Source organism: Burkholderia sp. LAS2 (genome assembly GCF_018417615.1).
GTDB classification, from domain to species: domain Bacteria; phylum Pseudomonadota; class Gammaproteobacteria; order Burkholderiales; family Burkholderiaceae; genus Burkholderia; species Burkholderia sola.
The window spans coordinates 685,836-706,904 of the sequence record NZ_CP071052.1 but is presented as its reverse complement, the minus strand read 5'-3'; the positions used below and the strand labels follow the sequence as shown (position 1 = coordinate 706,904).

General features: G+C 69.3%; 16 protein-coding genes, 3 pseudogenes and 1 riboswitch. All 19 genes and pseudogenes read right to left on the bottom strand.

The window, feature by feature from the left end:
• Positions 1-2: 2 nt before the first annotated feature.
• A riboswitch (S-adenosyl-L-homocysteine riboswitch) is annotated at positions 3-131 on the bottom strand.
• Between the two features lie 112 nt (positions 132-243).
• The 19 genes and pseudogenes from JYG37_RS03255 to motB all read right to left on the bottom strand — a co-directional run bounded on the left by JYG37_RS03255 (position 244) and on the right by motB (position 21,068).
• Complete coding sequence (locus JYG37_RS03255; RefSeq protein WP_006484033.1) at positions 244-978, bottom strand: RNA polymerase sigma factor FliA; 735 nt, start codon at positions 976-978, stop codon at positions 244-246.
• A 22-nt stretch (positions 979-1,000) separates the two neighbouring features.
• Positions 1,001-1,819 carry a nucleotide-binding protein gene (locus tag JYG37_RS03250; protein ID WP_050011825.1) on the bottom strand — a complete coding sequence of 273 codons (819 nt, stop codon included), beginning with the start codon at positions 1,817-1,819 and terminating at the stop codon, positions 1,001-1,003.
• A pseudogene (gene flhF, locus JYG37_RS03245) lies at positions 1,812-3,603 on the bottom strand (flagellar biosynthesis GTPase FlhF). Before flhF ends, JYG37_RS03250 begins: the two are co-directional and overlap by 8 nt.
• Positions 3,600-5,702 carry a flagellar biosynthesis protein FlhA gene (gene flhA, locus JYG37_RS03240; protein ID WP_050011823.1) on the bottom strand — a complete coding sequence of 701 codons (2,103 nt, stop codon included), beginning with the start codon at positions 5,700-5,702 and terminating at the stop codon, positions 3,600-3,602. Before flhA ends, flhF begins: the two are co-directional and overlap by 4 nt.
• The gene (gene flhB, locus JYG37_RS03235; RefSeq protein ID WP_089488049.1) at positions 5,699-6,898 is read right to left on the bottom strand and encodes a flagellar biosynthesis protein FlhB; all 1,200 of its coding nucleotides are present in this window, start codon (positions 6,896-6,898) and stop codon (positions 5,699-5,701) included. Before flhB ends, flhA begins: the two co-directional genes overlap by 4 nt.
• Positions 6,899-7,263: 365 nt before the next feature.
• Positions 7,264-7,644 (bottom strand): DUF805 domain-containing protein, encoded by a 381-nt coding sequence (locus JYG37_RS03230; protein WP_050011821.1) that lies wholly within the window; start codon positions 7,642-7,644, stop codon positions 7,264-7,266.
• Between the two features lie 439 nt (positions 7,645-8,083).
• Positions 8,084-8,581 carry a VOC family protein gene (locus JYG37_RS03225; RefSeq protein WP_050011820.1) on the bottom strand — a complete coding sequence of 166 codons (498 nt, stop codon included), beginning with the start codon at positions 8,579-8,581 and terminating at the stop codon, positions 8,084-8,086.
• A 164-nt stretch (positions 8,582-8,745) separates the two neighbouring features.
• Positions 8,746-9,975, bottom strand: coding sequence for a DUF3443 family protein (locus JYG37_RS03220; RefSeq protein ID WP_089488048.1), 1,230 nt, complete (start codon positions 9,973-9,975; stop codon positions 8,746-8,748).
• 16 nt (positions 9,976-9,991) lie between these two features.
• On the bottom strand, positions 9,992-10,495 hold the full coding sequence (locus JYG37_RS03215) for a DUF2844 domain-containing protein (protein WP_050012090.1): 504 nt from the start codon (positions 10,493-10,495) through the stop codon (positions 9,992-9,994).
• Positions 10,496-10,769: 274 nt separating this feature from the next.
• Positions 10,770-11,501 carry a protein phosphatase CheZ gene (gene cheZ, locus JYG37_RS03210; RefSeq protein ID WP_069618698.1) on the bottom strand — a complete coding sequence of 244 codons (732 nt, stop codon included), beginning with the start codon at positions 11,499-11,501 and terminating at the stop codon, positions 10,770-10,772.
• Between the two features lie 2 nt (positions 11,502-11,503).
• Positions 11,504-11,899 (bottom strand): chemotaxis response regulator CheY, encoded by a 396-nt coding sequence (gene cheY / locus JYG37_RS03205; protein ID WP_006754880.1) that lies wholly within the window; start codon positions 11,897-11,899, stop codon positions 11,504-11,506.
• Between the two features lie 67 nt (positions 11,900-11,966).
• Positions 11,967-13,058 carry a protein-glutamate methylesterase/protein-glutamine glutaminase gene (locus tag JYG37_RS03200; protein ID WP_050011817.1) on the bottom strand — a complete coding sequence of 364 codons (1,092 nt, stop codon included), beginning with the start codon at positions 13,056-13,058 and terminating at the stop codon, positions 11,967-11,969.
• Positions 13,055-13,794 (bottom strand): annotated as a pseudogene (cheD, locus tag JYG37_RS03195) (chemoreceptor glutamine deamidase CheD). The gene JYG37_RS03200 and the pseudogene cheD overlap by 4 nt, the downstream one beginning before the upstream one ends.
• Positions 13,791-14,783, bottom strand: coding sequence for a CheR family methyltransferase (locus JYG37_RS03190; protein WP_050011815.1), 993 nt, complete (start codon positions 14,781-14,783; stop codon positions 13,791-13,793). Before JYG37_RS03190 ends, cheD begins: the two are co-directional and overlap by 4 nt.
• A 3-nt stretch (positions 14,784-14,786) precedes the next feature.
• Positions 14,787-16,754, bottom strand: a complete 1,968-nt coding sequence (locus JYG37_RS03185) for a methyl-accepting chemotaxis protein (protein WP_060733873.1) — start codon at positions 16,752-16,754, stop codon at positions 14,787-14,789.
• 37 nt (positions 16,755-16,791) lie between these two features.
• Positions 16,792-17,310: a chemotaxis protein CheW gene (cheW, locus tag JYG37_RS03180; RefSeq protein ID WP_050016005.1), complete on the bottom strand. Its 519-nt coding sequence runs from the start codon at positions 17,308-17,310 to the stop codon at positions 16,792-16,794.
• 48 nt (positions 17,311-17,358) lie between these two features.
• A pseudogene (gene cheA / locus JYG37_RS03175) lies at positions 17,359-19,621 on the bottom strand (chemotaxis protein CheA).
• A 33-nt stretch (positions 19,622-19,654) separates the two neighbouring features.
• Positions 19,655-20,032 carry a response regulator gene (locus JYG37_RS03170; RefSeq protein WP_050016002.1) on the bottom strand — a complete coding sequence of 126 codons (378 nt, stop codon included), beginning with the start codon at positions 20,030-20,032 and terminating at the stop codon, positions 19,655-19,657.
• A gap of 16 nt (positions 20,033-20,048) precedes the next feature.
• Positions 20,049-21,068 carry a flagellar motor protein MotB gene (gene motB / locus JYG37_RS03165; protein ID WP_050015998.1) on the bottom strand — a complete coding sequence of 340 codons (1,020 nt, stop codon included), beginning with the start codon at positions 21,066-21,068 and terminating at the stop codon, positions 20,049-20,051.
• Position 21,069 lies beyond the last annotated feature (1 nt).

Here is a 21,069-nt window from a genome sequence, read left to right as displayed (position 1 = left end):
TGGTGACGTGAGCGCCGTTCAGGAAGCGGGGCCGGCGCGACGGTCGCTCGAAACGATCGCCGCACGGCTGCTTGGTGAAGCCTTCCGAGCCTGGCGGACGCTGATGGTCCGTCGCAACGCTCCTCGGAAAACGGAGGGGATTGTAGCAAATCGGCGCGCGAAATGCGCAACGACGACGCGTCGGCACGAGACGCGCGCGGCGCGGGCACGCGCGGCCGTGGCCGAAAGGGCAGGACTTCGGGGTCAGGACTCCGCGCCGACCCACGCCTGTTCGCGCAGCCGTGCGCGCAGGCGCGCGACGGCCTGGCTGTGGAGCTGGCATACGCGCGATTCGCTCACCTCGAGCACCGCGCCGATTTCGCGCAGATTCAGACCCCGTTCGTAGTACAGCGACATCAGCAGCTTCTCGCGCTCCGGGAGCCGCTCGATCGCCTCGACGAGCGCCTCGCGCAGATGCTCGTCGAGCAGCGCCGACAACGGATCGGCATGATCGACGCGATAGCGGTCGAGGAACGGCTCGTCGTCGGCCGCGCGATCGAAATCCTCGTAGTAGATGAGCTGGCTGCCGTGCAGGTCCTGCAGCATCCCCTGGTATTCGTCGAGCGGCATGTTGAGGTGCTGCGCGATCTCGGTCTCGCTCGCCGAGCGGCCGAGGTGCTGCTCGACCTGGTGCACCGCGTGCTCGACCTCGCGCGACGTCTTGCGCAGGCTGCGCGGCAGCCAGTCGTTGCTGCGCAGCTCGTCGAGCATCGCGCCGCGGATGCGCTGCGTCGCGTAGGTCTCGAACTGCGCGCCCTGGTCTTCCTTGTAGCGGCCGGCCGCGTCCATCAGGCCGATCATGCCGGCCTGGATCAGATCGTCGAGATCGACGCTCGCCGGCATCTTCGCGACGAGTTGCAGTCCGAGGCGGCGCACGAGCGGCGCATATTGCGCGAGCACGTCGGCCTGGGACATCTTTCCTTGAGCGTTGTACATCATGGCTCCCTCCTTCGGGTGGCGCTCACGCGGCGTGTGCCGCGCCCGCCTCATACGACGGCTTGCCGCCGGCGTGGACCGCGCGGCCCGCGCCCGAACCGGGGCGCATCGGCCAGTACAACAGGTCGGCGGCAATCTGCCGGTAATCGCGCGCGGCAGCCGACGACGGGAACGCGTCGACTACCGCATGCATCAGTTCGCGGGCGTGCTCGACGAGCGGATCGGCGCTCACGCAGCCCGCGTCGGCGATCGACACGGTCAGGTAGCGGCTCGCAACGCCCGCGAGGTTGTCGAAGGCCGTCTTCGCGTCCGCGTGGCTGGCGACCTGATTGGTCAGCACGCGGAACTGCGCGAACGCGTGCGCGAAATGCAGCCGCTTCATGCACGCATACGCCTCGGTGATCGCCTGCACGGCAACCCGCGTGACGATCAGCACGTCGTGCGCTTCGCGCGCGAGCGCCGACAGCGATCCGTCGGCGCCGAGCTGCGCGTCGACGAGGACGATGTCGGCCGGGCCGTCGATGAAGTCGCTCAGCTGCGCGTCGCTGTAGCCGGCGCGCGCGAGCTGGGCGGCGCCGCACAGGCCGAAGCCGGCCGCCACCCGCGTGCGTTCGCCGTCGCGCAGCCACGCGCCGGCGAGCGTCGCGCTGGCCGAATGCACGTCGGCGCGCTCGTCGACGACCAGCACGTCCTTGCCGAGCGACGCGAGCGCCGCCGCGAGGTTCACCACGGTGGACGTGCAGCCGACGCCCGCCGGCCCGCCCGTCACCGCGACGATGCGCGACGCGCGCCCGGCCAGCAGGCGCCGCAGCCCTTCGGCCTGGTCGATGATCCGTTTATCCAAATCGCACCTCGTGCAGCTCGGCGGTGGAACGTGCGGTCAGTGCGGAAAGCAGCGTCGGCATGTCCTCGTCTTGCGGCACGAAGGGCGAGCCGTCGCGCGGCACACAGAACGCGCTCTTCAGCAGGAATTTGGTCGACGCGACGTACAGGTTCTCCGGCACCTTCTGGCCGGTCGACACGTAGTGGACCGGCAGCTTGTAGCGGATTACCGTGTCGAGCACGCTGCCGAGGTGGGTCGCCTCGTCGAGCTTCGTGAGGATGCAGCCGGCCAGGTCAGGGTGCTCGCCCGCGCTGCGGTACGCCTGCACGACTTCGTTCAGCGTATCGCCATGGCTCGTCGCGTTCAGCAGCAGCAGGCGCTGCACCGGCGCGTTCGCGCCGTGCAGCATCGCGATCTGGTCGGACACCGCGCGGTCGCGCTGGCTCATGCCGATCGTGTCGATCAGCACGATGTGCTTGTTGCGCAGCTCGGACAGCGCGAGCGCGAGGTCGCCCGCATCCTTCACCGCGTGAACCGGCACGCCGAGGATCTTGCCGAAGATCCGCAGTTGCTCGTGGCCGCCGATCCGGTAGCTGTCGGTGGTCAGCAGCGCGACCTTGCTCGCGCCGAAGCGCATCACGCAGCGCGCGGCCAGCTTCGCGGTGGTGGTCGTCTTGCCGACGCCGGTCGGCCCCATCAGCGCGAACACGCCACCGCGCTCCATCAGCGCGTCCTCGCTGTCGAGCACCGGCAGGTTCGATGCGAGCACCGACTGCGCCCATTCGGCGGCCTGCTCGAAGGTCTGCGCGCCGTCGCCGGACGGCAGGTTGTCGACCAGCATCCGCACGAGCTGCGCGGAGAAGCCGGCCGCGAACAGGTGCTTCGTCAGCGCGCCGTGCACGGAGCTGCGACGCTGGCGGTCGTGCCACATCAGGCTGTCGAACTGCTCTTCCATCATCCCGCGCAGCTCGCCCAGCTCCTGCATCACCGTGTCGTTGACGATCCGCTCGATGCGCGACTTCACCGCATCGGCCACCACGGCGGCCGCGTCGGCGGACAGGCGCGTGCGGTCGGTCTGCTTGGCGCCGTACGCGGCGCCCGTGTCGGCTGCGCGCTTGGCGGCGGCCGGCGCTGCGGCGGCCGGCATCCGGCGCTCGGCGTCGCGCACGATGTCGCGCGCCCAGTCGGGCGGCGTCGCGCGGGCGGCGGCTTGCGGCGCGGGCGCGCTCGCTCGCCTGCGGCTCGGCGGGCGCCTGCGCACGGGCGATCAGCGCGTCGCGCTGCTGCGTCAGGCGCTTCGCGTGCTCGACCAGCCACGGTGCGGGTTCGGAAGTGGCGGCCGGCGATCCGGGGGCAGGCCATCCGGCGGCCGGCGATCCGACCGCGGCCGATGCAGCGCTCGACGGCGCTGCCGCCGCGGGCGCGTCTGCATCGATCGACGCGGGGTGCGCATCCGCGTCTTGCGCGTCGGCGCTCGCGCCGAACACGGACGAGAACACGTCCGGCAGCCCGCCTTCGCCGGCCGCATACGGATTGGCGGCCGGGCGCGGGGCGGTCCCCGGGCGCGACACGATGCCCGGCACGGCGGCGGCCGGCACGGAGTCCGGCGCGCGCGACGTGGCGAGGCGCCCACGCGCGGCCGGCGGCGCCACCGCGGCGAGATCCGAATCGGCGAGTGCAACGATTTCGACGCTGCCGTCATCGAGCGTGCGGTTCGACAGCACGACCGCGTCGGCGCCGAGCGCCTCGCGCACGAGACGAAGTGCGTCGCGGCTCGTTGCGCCGGTGAATTTGCGAATGTTCAAGCGGAACCCCCGATGACGTTAACGACTTTGATCGTGCGTGTGTCCGGCACTTCGGCGTACGACAGCACTTTCAGTTGCGGCAGGCTGCGGCGCAGGAAACGCGCGAGCATCGCGCGCAGCGCGTGCTGCACGAGCAGCACGGGCGGCAGCCCGAGATTCTGTTGACGCAGCATCGCTTGCTGCGTGCCGGTCAGAAGGTTGTGCGCGAGGCCGGGTTCGAGGCCCGGGTTCGCGCCGGTGGCGAGCGCCTGCGACAGCACGCGCTCCAGGTTCGCGTCGAGGCCCATCACCTGCATTTCGCCGTTGCCCGGATACCACTGCTGCGTGATCGCGCGGCCGAGCGAGAGCCGCACCGCGGCCGTGATCTCGAACGCGTCGCCGCGGCCCGCATGCTCGGACACGGCCTCGAGGATCGTGCGCATGTCGCGAATCGGCACGCCTTCCTCGAGCAGGTTCTGCAGCACCTTCTGCAGCGTGGTGAGCGAGATCGTCTTCGGCACCAGGTCCTCGACGAGCGACGGCGCGTCCTTGCCGGTGCGCTCGACGAGCGCCTGCACTTCCTGGCGGCCGAGCAGCTCGGCCGCGTGCTGGACGACGAGATGGTTCAGGTGCGTCGCGACGACCGTGCTTGCGTCGACCACCGTGTAGCCGTACACCTGCGCCTGCTCGCGCAGCGCGACGTCGATCCACACGGCCGGCAGCCCGAACGCCGGATCCTGCGTGACGGCGCCCGGCAGCGCGGCCGTCACCTGGCCCGGGTTGATCGCGAGCCACTGGCCCGGGAACACTTCGCCGAAGCCGATCTCGACGCCCTTCAGCGCGATCCGGTACGCGTTCGGCCGCAGTTCGAGGTTGTCGCGGATATGGATCACCGGCGGCAGGAAGCCGATTTCCTGCGCGAATTTCTTGCGGATGCTCTTGATGCGCTTGAGCAGCTCGCCGTCGCTGTTCTTGTCGACGAGCGGGATCAGCCGGTAGCCGACTTCGAGGCCGAGCGGGTCGATCAGCTGCACGTCGTCCCAGGTCGCTTCGTGGCTGTCGGCCGGCAGCACGGCGGGCGGCGCGATGTCGGTCACGTCGCCGGCCGCCTTGCGGGCCGCCGCGCGCTTGGTCTGCGTGCGCGCCAGCCAGATCGCGCCGCCGCCGAGCGCGAGGAACGCGAAGTGCGGCATGCCCGGGATCAGCCCCATCAGCACGATGATCGCGCCGGTGATGTTCAGCACGCGCGGGTTCGTGAACAGCTGGCCGGTGATCTGCGTGCCGATGTCCTCGTCGGTGGCGACGCGCGACACGATCACGCCGGCCGCGGTCGAGATCACGAGCGACGGGATCTGCGCGACGAGGCCGTCGCCGATCGTCAGCAGCGTGTAGTTGGTGCCGGCCGCGGCGAAGCTCATGTCGTGCTGGACCATCCCGACGATCAGCCCGCCGATCACGTTGATCGCCATGATGATCAGGCCGGCGATCGCATCGCCGCGCACGAACTTCGACGCGCCGTCCATCGACCCGTAGAACTCGGCTTCCTGCGAGACGGCCAGGCGCCGCTTGCGCGCCTGTTCCTCGTTGATGAGGCCCGCGTTCAGATCGGCGTCGATCGCCATCTGCTTGCCGGGCATCGCATCGAGCGTGAAGCGCGCGGACACTTCGGCGATCCGCCCCGCGCCCTTCGTGATCACCATGAAGTTGATGATCATCAGGATCACGAACACGACGATGCCGACCGCGAAGTTGCCGCCGACGAGGAAGTGGCCGAATGCTTCGATCACCTGGCCGGCCGCGTCGGGCCCGGTATGGCCTTCGAGCAGCACGACGCGGGTCGACGCGACGTTCAGCGACAGGCGCAGCAGCGTCGAGAACAGCAGCACGCTCGGGAACGCCGCGAAGTCGAGCGGCTTCATCGTGTACATGCTGACGAGCAGCACCATCACGGACAGCGCGATGTTGAACGTGAACAGCAGATCCAGCAGCATCGGCGGCAGCGGCAGGATCATCATCCCCAGGATCATGCAGATGAGGATCGGGCCCGCGAGCGCGCGCAGGTTCGTGCCGGCGAACGGGTTCGCGCGCTTGCCGAACAGGCCGGTGGTCGGGGTGCTCATGCCGCGTTCCCTTGCTGGCCGAGGGCGTCCTCGGCTTCTTCACGTTCGTCGGCGGCGGCGACCGACGTACCCTTGTCGAGTTCGGCCGGCACGTCGAGATCGACCGGCATCGCCGGGAACGCGCCGCCTTCCGAGCGGAAGCGCTTGAGCTGGTAAACCCATGCGAGCACTTCGGCCACGGCCGAGTACAGCGAACCGGGGATCTCGCGCTCGAGGTCGACGTTGTGATACAGCGCACGCGCGAGCGGCGGCGCTTCGAGCAGCGGCACGTTGTGTTCGGCCGCGAGTTCGCGGATGCGCGCGGCGACGAGGTTCACGCCCTTCGCGACGACCTTCGGCGCGCGCATCTCGCCGTCCGTGTATTGCAGCGCGACCGCGAAGTGCGTCGGGTTCGTGACGACCACGTCGGCCTTCGGCACGGCCGCCATCATCCGGCGCCGCGCAATCGCGCGCTGCTGCTGGCGGATCCGCCCCTTCACGTGCGGATCGCCTTCGTTCTCGCGATGCTCGCGCTTCACTTCTTCCTTCGTCATGCGCAACTTCTTGTTGTACTGCCAGAGTTGGTAAGGCACGTCGAGCCCGGCGACCACCAGCATCCCGGCGACCGTCGTGCCGCAGCACACGGCGACCAGATGCAGCGCATCGGGCAGCGCGGCGCCGAGCGGCTGCGTCGCGAGGCTGAGCAGCTCGTCCTTGCTGCGCCAGATCGCGATGCCGCCGATCCCGCCGACGACCAGCGTCTTCGCGATCGACATCCCGAGCTGGATCGGCCCCTGGATCGAGAAGATCCGGCCGAGGCCCGAGATCGGGTTCAGGCGGTCGAACTTCAGCTCGAACGTCTTCTGCGAAATCAGCCAGCCGCCGAGCGCCATCGGCGCGAGCAGCGCGGCGACGCCGGTGAGCGCGAGCAGCGGCAGCAGCGCGGCGAAGCCTTCGCGGCTCGCGCTGCCGGCCGCCGACAACATCCGGTGGGTGTCGAACGCGGTCGCGCGATCGAACGTGAACGCGCCGCGCAGCATCGCCTGCAGATGCCCGCCCGACGGGCCCGCGAGCAGCCATGCGCCGTAGAACCCCGCCGCGAGCAGTGCGAACGAAGCCAGCTCGCGCGAACGCGCGACCTGCCCCTCCTCGCGCGCCTTCTCGCGGCGCCTGGGAGTGGCGGCTTCGGTCTTGTCGAGATCGCTCTCGTCTGCCACGGGGCCTCCAGTCGGGTACGGCGGAATGCCGCTTTCCAGTGACACCGATTATTCATGGACGCGTCAAACGCCGATCGGTCGAGCAAAGCCGGGAAAGGGGGGTATTTCGGGGAATCGGGCGAGCGGCCGCGAACGCGGCCGGAACGGGGGCGGAGCGACGCGCGGCGTGGCGGAAAAACGGGACCGGCCGGCGCATTGGCGAGGCGGCGGCCGCAAGCGGGACGGCAGCGGCTTCACGCGCGGGGAACGGTGAAACGACGGACGGGAAAGACGGGAAAGACGGGAGAGAAGCGGGAGAAGCGCGAGAAGCGGGGCAAGCAGGCCCCGACGCAACGGCGTCGCGCGTCGGTCGGGGCAGGCGTCGGTCAGACGGCCGGGATCGGGTCCGCGCCGAAACGGTTCGGGCCTTCGGTGCCGCGCGAGCACATCCACACGAGCAGCAGGATGCCGCCGACGATCGGAATCAGCGCGAGCAGCAAGAACCAGCCCGAGCGGCCCGTATCGTGCAGGCGGCGCACGCTGACCGCGATGCCCGGAATGATCAGCGCGAGCGACACCAGGAAGATCACGCCGAGCAGCAGCAGCGTGATCAGGCCCGCATCGCGGCCGGCCGCGCCGATGATCTGACCGGCGACCGACAGCACGGAGGTCAGCAGCGCGAAATACCAGTATTCGGCACGACGCGCACGGCCTTCGAATGTTGCGTATTTATTCAGTACGGTACGAACGGCTTCGGAAAAATTCATTTTATTACCCTCCTGTTTTATATTGGCACCCCGGAAACAACGCCGGAATTATAAGATCGAAGTTCGGTGGATTCCATCTCTTTTCGCATATGGGGCAATACGCGCCCATATGGCGCAGGAAAGGCTGCAAGAGCGGATTTCGGCGTGCCGGCTTGCATGCCGCGTCATTTTAATAATCGTGAGGATCTGACAGAAATGGCAGCCGCGAATAATCCGGCTTTGATTACAGCCGAATGAAATCGCACGAATCGATAATCGACTCGAGTGTCCGGCATTCGATTAACCGACCGGCCGGCGATACGCAGGCGCGCCGGTCGCGGCGCCTTTCGGCGTCGCCGGTTCCGCCCGAATCGCAGCCTGCGGCGTCGGGACGGGACGGCCGACCATCGCCGGCCCGAACGGCGTGATCGACCGAAGCGACCTAGGGCGTGTTCACGCCCTAGCCGGCCGCCGCCCGCTGCAACGCGCCGAGATCGAGCTTCTTCATCGTCATCACCTGCGCCATCACGCGCTCGGCGCGGGCCGGGTCGCCCGTCATCAGTTCGGCCATCTGCACGGGCACGACCTGCCACGACACGCCGAAGCGGTCGCGCAGCCAGCCGCATTGCTGCGCGCGCGCGTCGCCACCTTCGGACAGGCGCGCCCAGTAATGGTCGATCTCGTCCTGGTCGCGACAGTTGACGACGAACGACACGGCCGGCGTCATCTGGAACACGGGGCCGCCGTTCAGCGCGACGAACGCCTGCCCGTCGAGCTCGAACGCCACGGTCATCACCGCGCCCTCGGCGTTGCCGGACGCATGCGCGCCGGTCTTGCCGTAGCGCGCGACGTGCACGATGCGCGCGTTGTCGAACACCGATACGTAGAAACCGGCCGCCGCCTCGGCGTCGCGGTCGAACCACAGGAACGGCGTGATGCGCTGGATACGCGGGTTCATGCGCTGTCTCCTTCGATGTCGTGCCGGCACCGGTGCCGGTCTTACATCGTAGGCGCTATGCCGGCGCGTGGCAGCGATCCGGTCCGTAGTGCACGCACGGCGCGCCGGAATAAAAAAAGGGGGCGATCGCTCGCCCCCTTGTTCCTGCGTCCGGCGACGCCGCGTCAGAATGCGACGAACGGCTGCGCGCCGCCGCTCGCGGTCTTGTCCATCCCGAAGTAGATCGTCTTGCCGTAGAAGTGCGGCATGCCGATGTCGAGCCAGTTGGACGAGCCGAACGGCCCCGCGATGTCGTTGAACGCGAACGTCGACGCGTTCGAGAACAGCGAATCCGCGTTCGCGACCGGCATCGACACGGTGCCCGACGCGCCGTTCTGGCCGCTCAGCGTGGCCGAATAGGTCGTCGTCGCCGACGGGCAGTAGAACTCCGTATTCCTCGAACAGACCGTCTGCGCCGAATCGTTGAAGAAATACGCGTTCGAGCCCGTATCGAAGAACGCGGTCACGTTGCGCCCCTGGAACGTCGCGCTGACGTCGCCGGTCGTGGTCGACGTCAGCACCGTCTTGCCGCTCAGGTTCGGCAGGCCGAACGTCAGCGTGCCGGTCGCGCTCGCCTGCCCGTTGTTCGAGATGGCCGGCATCTGCACGCTCACGCCGTCGTTGTTCGCGAACCGATGCACCGGGTTGGCCACCTGCTGCGCGAGCGGCACGAGCGTGACGGCGCAGCTCGCGTTGTCGCCGTTCGGGCACGCGTAGTAGTTGTTGCTCGTCGACGTCGACGTCGCGCAGGTCGTGCCGCAGTCGTACGGCGCCGGCCCGATGCCGAGGATCCCGTTCGCGCCGAGCGCGCTCGTCGAGTTGGCCGACGCGCCGCCGTTCGTGCACGAGCTCGGCACGTTCGTCGTGCCGAGGTCGCCGATGATCTGCACGGGCAGCGACGCGGCCTGCTCGGTGCCGATCGACAGGTCGACGGTGCGCACCGAGCCCCACGTGTAGCTCGACACGAACTTGCCGCATTCGGCGACCGGCGCGCCGCCGCTCTTCACCTGCGGCAGGCTGTCGTGCACGCCGGCCACCGCGCTGCCGACGAGCCGCAGCCCGTAGGACGCGGTATCGACGAGCACGTTGTTGACGATCTGGCAGTTCGACGTGCCCGGCACGCAAACCTTCACGCTGATGGTCGGGATGTTGATCACGTTCGCGGCGCCGGCGGCGACCGTGACGACGGCCGTGTTGCCGCTGTTGCCGTCGGAGCCGCTGTTGCCGGTATTGCTGTTGTTGCCCGAACTGCCGCCGCCGTCATCGCCGCCGCCGCAGGCCGTCACGAGCACGGCCGTCGCGGCCAGGAGGCCCAGCACGCCGAACCAGCGCTTGAATGTACGAGTCATGCTCAAGATCGCTCTCCCGCTGTCACTGGATATCGGTGCCGGCCACGCCGGTCGGCAGCGCCGACGGCAGCCATGCCTGGCCGGAGAAGGCGCCCATGTGGCCGCCCGTCCGGATCACGAGGCCGCTCGTCTCGACGGCCACCGGCGCACGCCAGCCGCGCGCCCGGTGCGCCGCCTGGACGCCGGCGGTGTACTGCGGGAAATAGCTGCCGAGCAGCGACGCGAGATCCGGCATCGTCGGCCCGCGCCACGCGAGGCCGAACACGCTGCCGGCGGCCGACGTGTATTCGTGGATGACGGTGCCCGATCCGAGCGTGATCTCGCGGACGGTATAGGCGGCCGTGCTCGTCTGCACGCCGTCCGCCGAGCGCATCGCGCGCTGCAGCGCGCGCACGGTGGCGGCCTGATCGTCCGCCGGCGGCGACATCGGCGCGCCGCCCAGTTCCGCGTGTGCGTGGACGGCCCACAGCACACCCATTGCAGCCGTCGCGTGCGCGACGGTCCAGCCCAAGCGTTTCAGCTTCACGTTCCCCCCCAAGGGACTGGCTTCGGTGCCGACGGCGCCGCCATCGGCCCGCGCCGTCTGCCCACTGATGAATCGTACGAATGACGCTACGTTGCTGCTGACGCGTAGTATGCCTGCGGAGTGTGTCGAAGTGTCAATTCGACGCAGGATCACGCGGCGCCGCGCAGCGGCGCCGGGCGAGGGGAAAACGAGGCGGGAACGGAGCATGCGCGCGTCGGCCGGCGCCGCGGAACGGGGCGCCCGGCAATGGGACGCGCGATGCGCACCGGCAGGATCAGAAGCCGAGGCTCGCGAGCAGGTCGTCGACCTGCCCCTGGTCCTGAACGACGTCGGATTTGCCTTCCGGCGCGATCTGCGGGCCGTTCAGCAGCGATTCGGGGCTGCCGGTCGCGCTCATCGCTTCGGCCGCGAATGCCGCCGCGGTGGCCGCGAACTGCTCGCGCCGCTCCGGCGCGATGTTCTCGACGAGCACGGTGAGGAGCTGCTGCTCGATCAGGTAGACCATGTCCATGATCTTCTTGATCACCTGCCCCGTCAGATCCTGGAAATCCTGCGCAAGCATGATCTCGAGCAGTTGCGCGCGGGTCGCCGCCGTCGATTCGGGCAGCGTGCGCAGGAACGCGCGCGTGTCGTCCATCAGCTCGCGCACTTCCGCGTGCTCGATCGGCGCGGCGTACCACTGCGCCCAGCGTGCGTCAAGCGCCTCGGCCTCGTTCTGCACGCGCTCCTGCATCGGCTTCGCGATCTCGATCGCATTCAGCACGCGCACCGCGGCCTGTTCGGTCATCGTCGCGACGTAGCGCAGCCGGTCGCGCGCATCGGGCACGGCTTCCGCCGCGCGCTCGACATGCTTGTCGAGCCCGAGCTCGCGCATCGAATCGCGCAGCGTGCGCGTGACGTGGCCGATGCGCGCGAGGATCCGGTCGCTCGCGTAATCGGCGCCTTCGGCATGGCCGTCGGCATTGACCGCCGCGCCGGCAAGCGCCGCATGGATCGGCTCGTTCACGTTCAGCTCCCGGCCTTGGCCATCTTGTCGATGATCTTGTTCAGCTTCTCGTCGAGCGTCGCGGCCGTGAACGGTTTCACGACGTAGCCGCTCGCGCCGGCCTGCGCGGCCGCGATGATGTTCTCCTTCTTCGACTCGGCCGTGACCATCAGCACCGGCAGATGCGTGAGCGTCGCGTCCGCGCGGATCTCCTTGAGCATCGCGAGACCGTCGAGGTTCGGCATGTTCCAGTCCGAGATCACGAAGTCGAAGCCGCCGCCGCGCAGCCGCGCGAGGCCGGCCGCGCCGTCCTCGGCCTCATCCACGTTCGTGTAGCCCAGTTCCTTGAGCAGGTTGCGGACGATCCGGCGCATCGTCGGGAAATCGTCCACCACCAGGATTTTCATGCTCTTGTCCATCGTCGTTCCTTTCCAGATTCGTTTCCGTCGGGACGCGTATCGTGGCACGCGCCCCGTGACAGTCCATTCACACGCGCTGCACGCGGTCGCCCATCGTCGCCAGGCGCGCCATCACGCGGCGGCTCATGTCGGCGAGCGGCGCGACCTCGTCCGCCCCGCCGAGCGCGATTGCCTCGCGCGGCATCCCGAACACGATGCAGCTCGCCTCGTCCTGCGCGAACGTGTAAGCGCCCGCGCGTTTCATTTCCAGCAGGCCGGCCGCGCCGTCGCGGCCCATCCCGGTGAGGATCACGCCGATCGCGTTCTTGCCCGCATGCGTCGCCGCCGAGCGGAACAGCACGTCGACCGACGGGCGGTGCCGGTTCACCGGCGGCTCGTCCGACAGTTGCGCAATATAGTTCGCGCCGCTTCTCGCGAGCAACAGGTGCGCATGGCCCGGCGCGATGTACGCATGGCCCGGCAGCACGCGTTCGCCGTGCTCGGCTTCCTTCACCGCGATCCGGCACAGGCCGTTCAGCCGCTGCGCGAACGATTTCGTGAAGCCCGGCGGCATGTGCTGCGCGATCAGCACGGCCGGCGCGTCCGGCGGCAGCGGCGTCAGCACTTCGCGGATCGCCTCGGTGCCGCCCGTCGACGCGCCGATGATGATCAGCTTCTCGGTACTGACGAGCGGGTTGTTGATCATCGGCGCGGCCGCGGCGCTGTCCGCCGTGCGGGCAACGGCCTGCGGCTGCGGCGCCTGGCGCACGCGCGCGCGCGACGCCGCGCGGATCTTGTCCGCGAGCTTTTCCGCGTAGTCGAGCATCCCGTCGCGAATCCCGACGCGCGGCTTCGTGACGAAATCCACCGCGCCGAGTTCGAGCGCGCGCAGCGTGATTTCCGAGCCGCGCTCGGTCAGCGACGACACCATCACGACCGGCATCGGCCGCAGGCGCATCAGCTTCTCGAGGAAGTCGAGCCCGTCCATGCGCGGCATTTCGACGTCGAGCGTGAGCACGTCGGGGTTGTGCTGCTTGATGAGCTCGCGCGCGACGAGCGGATCGGGCGCGGTCGCGACCACCGTCATGTCGGGCTGGCTGTTGATGATCTCGGTCATCAGGCTGCGGATCAGCGCCGAATCGTCGACGCACAACACTTTGATCTTCTGCACTGCGGTCATGCCTCCTGCTTTCTTGATAGGGTCGCCGTCCGCGCGGCGGCGGCTGCGGCCGCGCGTACCGCCGCCGGCCGGCGCGCGCGCCGCGCCCGCCGAACAGCTCGATGCGCGGACGCGCCGGCTGCGGCGCGGCAGGCCGCTTCGCGGCAAACAGCTCGACGTGCGCGCGACGGGCGCGCTCGGCCTCGCGCGCGAGCGCGGCTTCGCGCTCGGTCACGCCCGGCACCTGCAGCCGCAGTTTCTTCACCATCGCGCGCCCGCTGTGCGGCATGAACGCGACCTTGCGCGGATGCACGCCCTGCAGGTCTTCCGCGGTGATGCGGATGCGCTCGAGCGCCAGATAGCGGCGCACGAAATCCGCGTTGCGATCGCCGATGTTGATCGTCGTCATCCCGGCCAGCACGGCCGCGCCGCCGAACACCTTCGCCTCGAAGCGCTCGCGGCGCCCGCCGGCCTTGATCAGCTCGTTGATCAGCACTTCCATCGCATACGCGCCGTAGCGCATCGATTCCGACGCGGCCGCGCCCGGATCGGCGCCGTCGTCCGGCAGCATGAAATGGTTCATCCCGCCGATGCCCGCGTACGGGTCGTGCAGGCACGCGGCGACGCACGAGCCGAGCACGGTCATCAGCACCATGTCCTCGGCGGTCGTGTAGAACTCGTTCGGCAACAGCTTCACGCCGGGGCGCTCGAAGTGGTTGTCGAAGTAGCGATTGGTCGCGATCGGCAGTGCGCTCATCCGCGCTCTCCAAGAGCCGGCGCGCCGCCTGCGGCCCGCGCGCGCGCGGGCGACGGCATCGCGGCCGCCGCGCTCGCCTGCGCGCCGCGCGAGCGCGCACCCTGCTCGGCGTCGCGCGTCAGTTCGTACACCGTCTGCCCGCGCAGCCGGAACGCCTGCGTCACGTACGTGAAGTTCTCCGAATGGCCGGCGAACAGCAGCCCGCCCGGCTTCACGAGCGGCTCGAAGCGCGACAGCACCTGCCCCTGCGTCGGCTTGTCGAAATAGATCATCACGTTGCGGCAGAAGATCGCGTCGAACGGCTTCGCGATCCCGTAGTCCGCATCGGTCAGGTTCAGCTGCTCGAAGCGGATCATCGCGCGCAGCTCGGGGCGCACCTTCACGCGGCCGGCCTGCGCGCCCGTGCCCTTCAGGAAGAAGCGCTTGAGCCGCTCCGGCGACAGGTGCTTGACCTGGTCGTACGTGTAGATGCCGGCTTCGGCCTTCGCGAGCACCTGCGTGTCGAGATCGGTCGCGAGGATCGTCGCGCTGCGCGCGGCCGCGTCGCCGAGCGCCTCGATCAGCGTGATCGCGATCGAGTACGGCTCCTCGCCGGTCGACGCCGCCGAGCACCAGACCGAGACCGGCGCCGGCCGCGATTTCACGAATTCCGCCAGGATCGGGAAATGGTGCGACTCGCGGAAAAACGCGGTCAGGTTGGTGGTCAGCGCGTTGGTGAACGCTTCCCATTCGAGCGGATCGTCTTCCTGCTCGAGCAGGTCGAGGTAGTCGCGGAACGTGTCGAGGCCGCGCGCCCGCAGCCGTCGCGCGAGCCGGCTATAGGCCATGTCGCGCTTGTGCTCGGACAGCGAGATGCCCGCGCGTTGATGGATCAGCGCGCGGATGCGTGCGAAATCCGCACCGGTGAACGCGAAGTCGCGCCCCGGCTCGCCCGCGCGAGGCGAGGCATCCGGTGCATCGGGTCGAAACGGCGCGCGCGCGTGCTGCATGGCTTAGAAGGTCTCCCAGTCGTCGTCGGACGCGCCGGCTGACGCCAGCGCCGGCTTCTCGCCGTTCAGCGCCGGGCGCACGAGCGCGGGCTTCGCGGCCGGCTTGTCCGCCGGCGCGGCCGTCTTCGCGAGACGCGGGCCGTAGCCGCCCGCGGCGGCGGCGCCACGGGCGGCCGGTGCATCCTTTTGCGTCCGCGCGGCGGCCTCGGCCGCACGCGTCGGTTCGGACGCGGCGGCCGCGGCGCCCGACGCAGCCGCACGCGACGCCGGCGCGGCGCGCCGTGCCGCCGGTTGGGCCGCAGCCTGCGGCGCCGGCAGCGCGGCGACCGGCGCATCGTGGCGCGGCGCCGACGGCAGCGCCGCCGGTTCGTGCGCGACCGGCCGCGCGACGCTGCGCGCCGGCGCGAGCGCGATGCCGCCCGCGACGCGCCAGCCCGACACGATCGCCTTCATCTGGCGCGTCTGCTCCTCGAGCGACGCGGCCGCGGCCGCCGCCTGCTCGACGAGCGCCGCGTTCTGCTGCGTGACCGCATCCATCTGGCCGACCGCGCGATTGACCTGCTCGATGCCGGTCGACTGCTCGTCGGACGCGGCGCTGATCTCGCCCATGATGTCGGTCACGCGGCGCACGGCCTGCACGATCTCTTCCATCGTCGAGCCGGCGCGCGCGACGAGCGCCGACCCGCTGTCGACCTTCTCGGCCGAATCGCCGATCAGCTGCTTGATTTCCTTCGCGGCGCTCGCGCTGCGCTGCGCGAGCGAGCGCACCTCGCCCGCGACCACCGCGAAGCCGCGGCCCTGCTCGCCGGCCCGCGCCGCTTCGACGGCCGCGTTCAACGCGAGGATGTTGGTCTGGAACGCGATCCCTTCGATCGTGCCGATGATGTCGACGACCTTGCCCGAGCTCGCCGCGATGTCCTGCATCGTCGACACGACCTGGCCGACCACGTCGCCGCCCTGGGTCGCGATGTCCGACGCGTTCACCGCGAGCTGGCTCGCCTGCCGCGCGTTCTCCGCGTTCTGCCGCACGGTGCCCGTCAGTTGCTCCATGCTCGACGCGGTTTCCTGCAGCGACGCGGCCTGCTCCTCGGTGCGCTGCGACAGGTCGATGTTGCCGGTCGCGATCTCGCGCGCGCCGACATCGATCGATTCGGTGCCGCGATGCACGGCCTGCACCATCGTCGTGACGGCGTCCTGCATCCGCTTGATGCCGCCGAACAGGCGGCCGATCTCGTTCGTGCTGGAGGCGTTCACCGGCTGCGTGAGGTCGCCGCCGGCAATGCGCTCGAAATGCGCGATCGCGTCCTCGATCGGCTGGACGATCAGCCCGCGCAGCACGAAGCGGATCGCGATCACGACGACGAACGCGATCGCGATGCCGGCCGCGATCAGCGCGATCATCATCGAGATTTGCGACTGCGTCTCGGTCTGACGGTCTTGCGCGCGCTTCTGCAGCGCGGCGATCACGGCCGCCGCCGTCTGGTCGAACGCGACGAACATCGGGCTGATCTTCGTGTCCGCGACCGCGTGGTACGCGGCCATGTCGCCCGCGCGCGCCGCGGCGAACTCGGGCTCGACGCCTTCCTTCACGATCGTCGTGTAGCGTGCGGCGAGCTCGTCGAGCAGCGCCTGATCGACCCCGAGCTTCGGCGTCGACTGGAACGCCTGCCAGTTCTGGTTCGACTTCGCATACAGCTCCTGCGCGCGGTCGAGCACCTTCGCCGCGTCGGCCGCATTGCCGCCTTCGGTCAGCGTACGAAAGCGATCGAGCGCGACGCGCGAGCGCAGCAGCTGCGCGGCCGTGTCGTCGAGCGTGTGGATCGCCGGCAGGTCGACGTGCGCGATCTCGTCGAGCGAGCGGCTCGCGTGATCGAGCGCGTAGAGGCCGAGCCCGCCGACCGCGGCGGTCAGGCACACGAGGATGAGTCCGACCGCCGTGAGCGTCGTGCGGATCGACCAGTTATGCAACATTGCAGATTCTCCCGAAATTGCTGCGCGCGCGGCGCGCTTACCCGCCGAGCGTCTCGATCAGCGCCATTTCCCGGCTCGACATCAGCTTCTCGATGTCCATCAGGATCAGCATCCGGCCGTCGACCGTGCCGAGGCCCGTCAGGTACTCGGTCGTCAGCGTCGCGCCGAATTCCGGCGCCGGCATGATCTGGTCGGTCTGCAGCGTCAGCACGTCCGACACGCCGTCGACCACCATCCCGACCACGCGGTTCGACACGTTCAGGATGATCACGACGGTCTGGTGGTCGTACTCGACGCGGCCGAGGTGGAACTTGATCCGCATGTCGACGATCGGCACGATGATCCCGCGCAGGTTGATCACGCCCTTGATGAACTCGGGCGCGTTCGCGATCCGCGTGACGCTGTCGTAGCCGCGGATTTCCTGCACTTTCAGGATGTCGATCCCGTATTCCTCGTCGCCGAGCGTGAAGACGAGAAATTCCTGGCCCGTCGCATCGCCGTGTTCGGCGTCGCGGCGGCTGGTCGCCGCCGCATTCGCCGCGGCCGTATTGATCATTTGGACTTCAGCAGACACGTTTGCCCCCAATCGGTTGAATGGCGAGAGTCAGAAGACGGCGAGCTCGGCGCCGGCTCGGGCGCCGTGCATCGCACGGGTTTCGCGGTTCAGCGCCGCGACGTCGACGATCAGCGCGACGCTGCCGTCGCCGAGGATGGTCGCCGCCGAGATGCCGTGCACCTTGCGGTAGTTGGTTTCGAGGTTCTTCACGACCACCTGCTGCTGGCCGACCAGTTCGTCGATCAGCATCGCGAAACGACGCCCCTCGGTTTCCATGATCGTGACGATCCCCTGCGTCGGGTCGGTGCGCGCGTCGTCGACCGAGAACACCTCGTGCAGCGCGACGAGCGGCAGGTATTCGCCGCGCACGCGCACCACGCGTTCGCCGTTGCCGACCGTGTAGATGTCGTCGTTCGACGGCTGCAGCGACTCCATCACGAAGTTCAGCGGCAGGATGAAGATCTCGCTGCCCACCTTGACCGACATCCCGTCGAGGATCGCGAGCGTGAGCGGCAGCACGATCCGCGTGGTCGTGCCGCGGCCCGCCTGCGACGAGATCTCGACGTGGCCGCCCATCGACTGGATGTTGCGCTTCACGACGTCCATCCCGACGCCGCGGCCCGACACGTCGGTCACCGTCTCGGCGGTCGAAAAGCCCGGCGCGAAGATCAGCTGCCACACTTCGTCGTCGCTGATGTTCTCGGAGATCTGCATGCCCTGCTTCGCGGCCTTCGCGAGAATCCGCTCGCGGTTCAGGCCCGCGCCGTCGTCGCTCACCTCGATCACGATGTTGCCGCCGTGATGCGCGGCCGACAGCACGAGTTGGCCGACCGCATCCTTGCCGGCGGCGACGCGCTTGTCGACGGTTTCGATCCCGTGGTCGAGGCTGTTGCGCACCAGGTGCGTGAGCGGATCGATGATCCGTTCGATCAGGCTCTTGTCGAGTTCGGTCGCCTGGCCGAACGTGACCAGTTCGACCTGCTTGCCGAGCTTGCCGGCGAGGTCGCGCACGAGCCGCGGGAAGCGGCTGAACACGTAGTCCATCGGCATCATGCGGATCGACATCACCGCTTCCTGCAGGTCGCGCGCGTTGCGCTCGAGCTGCGCCATCCCGTTGAACAGGCGGTCGTGCAGCGCCGGATCGAACGCGCTGGCCGTCTCGGCCAGCATCGCCTGCGTGATCACCAGTTCGCCGACGAGGTTGATCAACTGGTCGACCTTCTCGACGCCGACGCGGATCGAGCTGCCTTCGGCGCCGCCTGCCGCCGCGGCGGCCGGGCGCGCGCGCTTGTCGTCGTGATGCGCGACGGCGGCCGGCGCCGCGTGATCGGCCGGCTGCGGTTGAGCGGGGGGGTGCGACTGCGGCTGCACTGCGGCGGCCGGAGCCGTAGCGGGCGCCGCGGCAGCCGGTTGCGGCGCGGCGGCCTGCGGCGCGAACACCTCGACGCGCGCGGGCTGCGCGGCGGCGGCCGGTTCGGCAGCTTCAGCAGCCACGGCCGCGGCGGCCGGCGCGACGGTCGGCGCCGCCTGGGCAGCCGGCGCCGTGCCGCGCCCGACGCGGATCTGGCTTTCGTCGATCACGAAGCAGCACACCGCGACGATGTCGTCGGACGGCACGTCCGATTCGACCCACAGCGTCAGGTCCGCGCCCACTTCCTCGCGGCCGACGATCCGGCCGAGGTTGCCGAGTTCTTCGGTGAGCAGCGCCTGGTCCTTCGCGTCGACGCCGACCAGCGTGATCTTCAGGTGCGGGCCGTCGGCGCCGGCATCGGCGTCGGCCGCCGGATGCGCGGCCGCGACGGCCTGCTCGACCACATGGTCGGGCGCCCGGTCGTCGCCGACGGCGGGCGGCAGCCGGCGCGACGGCGGCGGCAACCGGCGCGGCCGGCGTAGGCGCGGCCGGCGCAGGCGCGCCCGCACCGCTTTCGGCCTTCAGCCGTTCGAGCTTCGCGCAGATCGCCGCGGCGGCGGCCGCGTCCGGCTCGGCGCTCGCGCGGTAGTCGACGAGCTGGTCGGACAGCACGTCCTTGGTTTCCAGGAACGCGTCGACCATCTCTTTGGTCAGCGTCAGCTCATGGTTGCGCGCACGGTCGAGCAGCGATTCGAGGATGTGCGTCGTATCGGTCAGCGCGGAAAAGCCGAACGTCGCCGCGCCGCCCTTGATCGAATGCGCGGCGCGGAAGATCGCCGCCAGATCCTCGGGATCGGGCGCATCGACGTCGAGGTTCAGCAGCAGCTGCTCCATCTGCGCGAGCAGCTCGTCCGCTTCGTCGAAAAAGGTCTGGTAGAACTGAGTGATGTCGAGAGTCATGCCCGGTCACCGGTTGAAATCGTCGCGTTCATGTCAGGAGGCAGCCGGCTCGGACAGCGTGGCGACCAGGTCGACCAGCACGCCCGGGTCGATCGGCTTTTCGATCCAGCCGGTCGCACCCGCGTCGCGTGCGGCGTCCTTGAACGCGTCGCTGCCTTCGGTCGTCAGGATGAGGATCGGCGTGTCCGCGTACGCGGTCAGCTTGCGCAGCGCGGCGATCACCTCGAGCCCGCTCTTGCGCGGCATGTTCTGGTCGGTCAGGACCAGGTCGTACGGCGTCGTCGCCGCCATGTCGAAGCCGGCTTCGCCGTCCGGCGCCACCGTCACGTCGTAGCCGGCCTGCGCCAGCGTGGCCTGCAGCAGCGCACGCATGGTCGCGGAGTCGTCGATGGCGAGAATGGTTCGGATCATGTCTGTCTCGGAAACGTCAGGGTTTCGGCGCCACGGCGACGGCGCTCGCCACGACCGGGCGCGCCGCCGGCGTCGGGCCGCCGAGCTGCTGCGCGAGCAGCTTCGAGCCGGCCGCGTCGGCGGACAGCGTCGTCGTCGTCGCGTCGTCGCGCATCAGCGCTTCTTCGGATTTGCGATTCAGCACGATCACGCTGATCCGGCGGTTTTCCGGATCGAGCGGATCGGCCTTGTTCAGGTTCTGCGTCGACGCGAGGCCCAGCACGCGCAGCACTTTCGCCTCGTCCATGCCGCCGGAGATCAGCTCGCGGCGCGATGCGTTCGCGCGATCGGCCGACAGCTCCCAGTTGCTGTAGCCGCCCTCGCCGCCCGCGTACGGCACGGCGTCGGTGTGGCCCTGGACGATGATCCGGTTCGGCACGTCGTTCAGCGTCTTGCCGATCTCGCGCAGGATGTCGCGCATGTACGGCTCGACGTGGTCGCTCGACATCGCGAACATCGGCCGCTTCTGCGAATCGACGATCTCGATGCGCAGCCCCATCAGCGTCGAATCGATGCGGATCTGCTGCTTGAACTGGCGCAGCGTCGGATTGGCCTCGATCGCGGCCATCAGCTTGATCTGCAGGTCGTGCAGGCGCGTCTGCTCGAGCCGGTCCTGCGCGCCCTCCGCCTGCGACCGCGAATGCTCGTCGCCCGCCTTCGCGAGGCGCTCGGCGAGCGACGTCGTGCCGTCGGTGCGGCGCAGCGTGCCGGCATCCGTGCTCGACAGGTCGCGGCCGCCGCCGTTGATGATGCTGGAATCCTGCGAGCTGCGGTCGCCGCTGCCGAGAATCGCGGCCTTCAGCGGCATGTTGAAATATTCGGCGATCCCCTTCAGCTGCACCGGCGTGACCGAGCTCAGCAGCCACATCAGCAGGAAGAACGCCATCATCGCGGTCATGAAGTCCGCGTACGCGAGCTTCCATGCGCCGCCGTGGTGGCCCTTCTTCGCCGGGGCCACCCGCTTGACGACGATCGCGCGATCCTTGCTCTTGCTCATC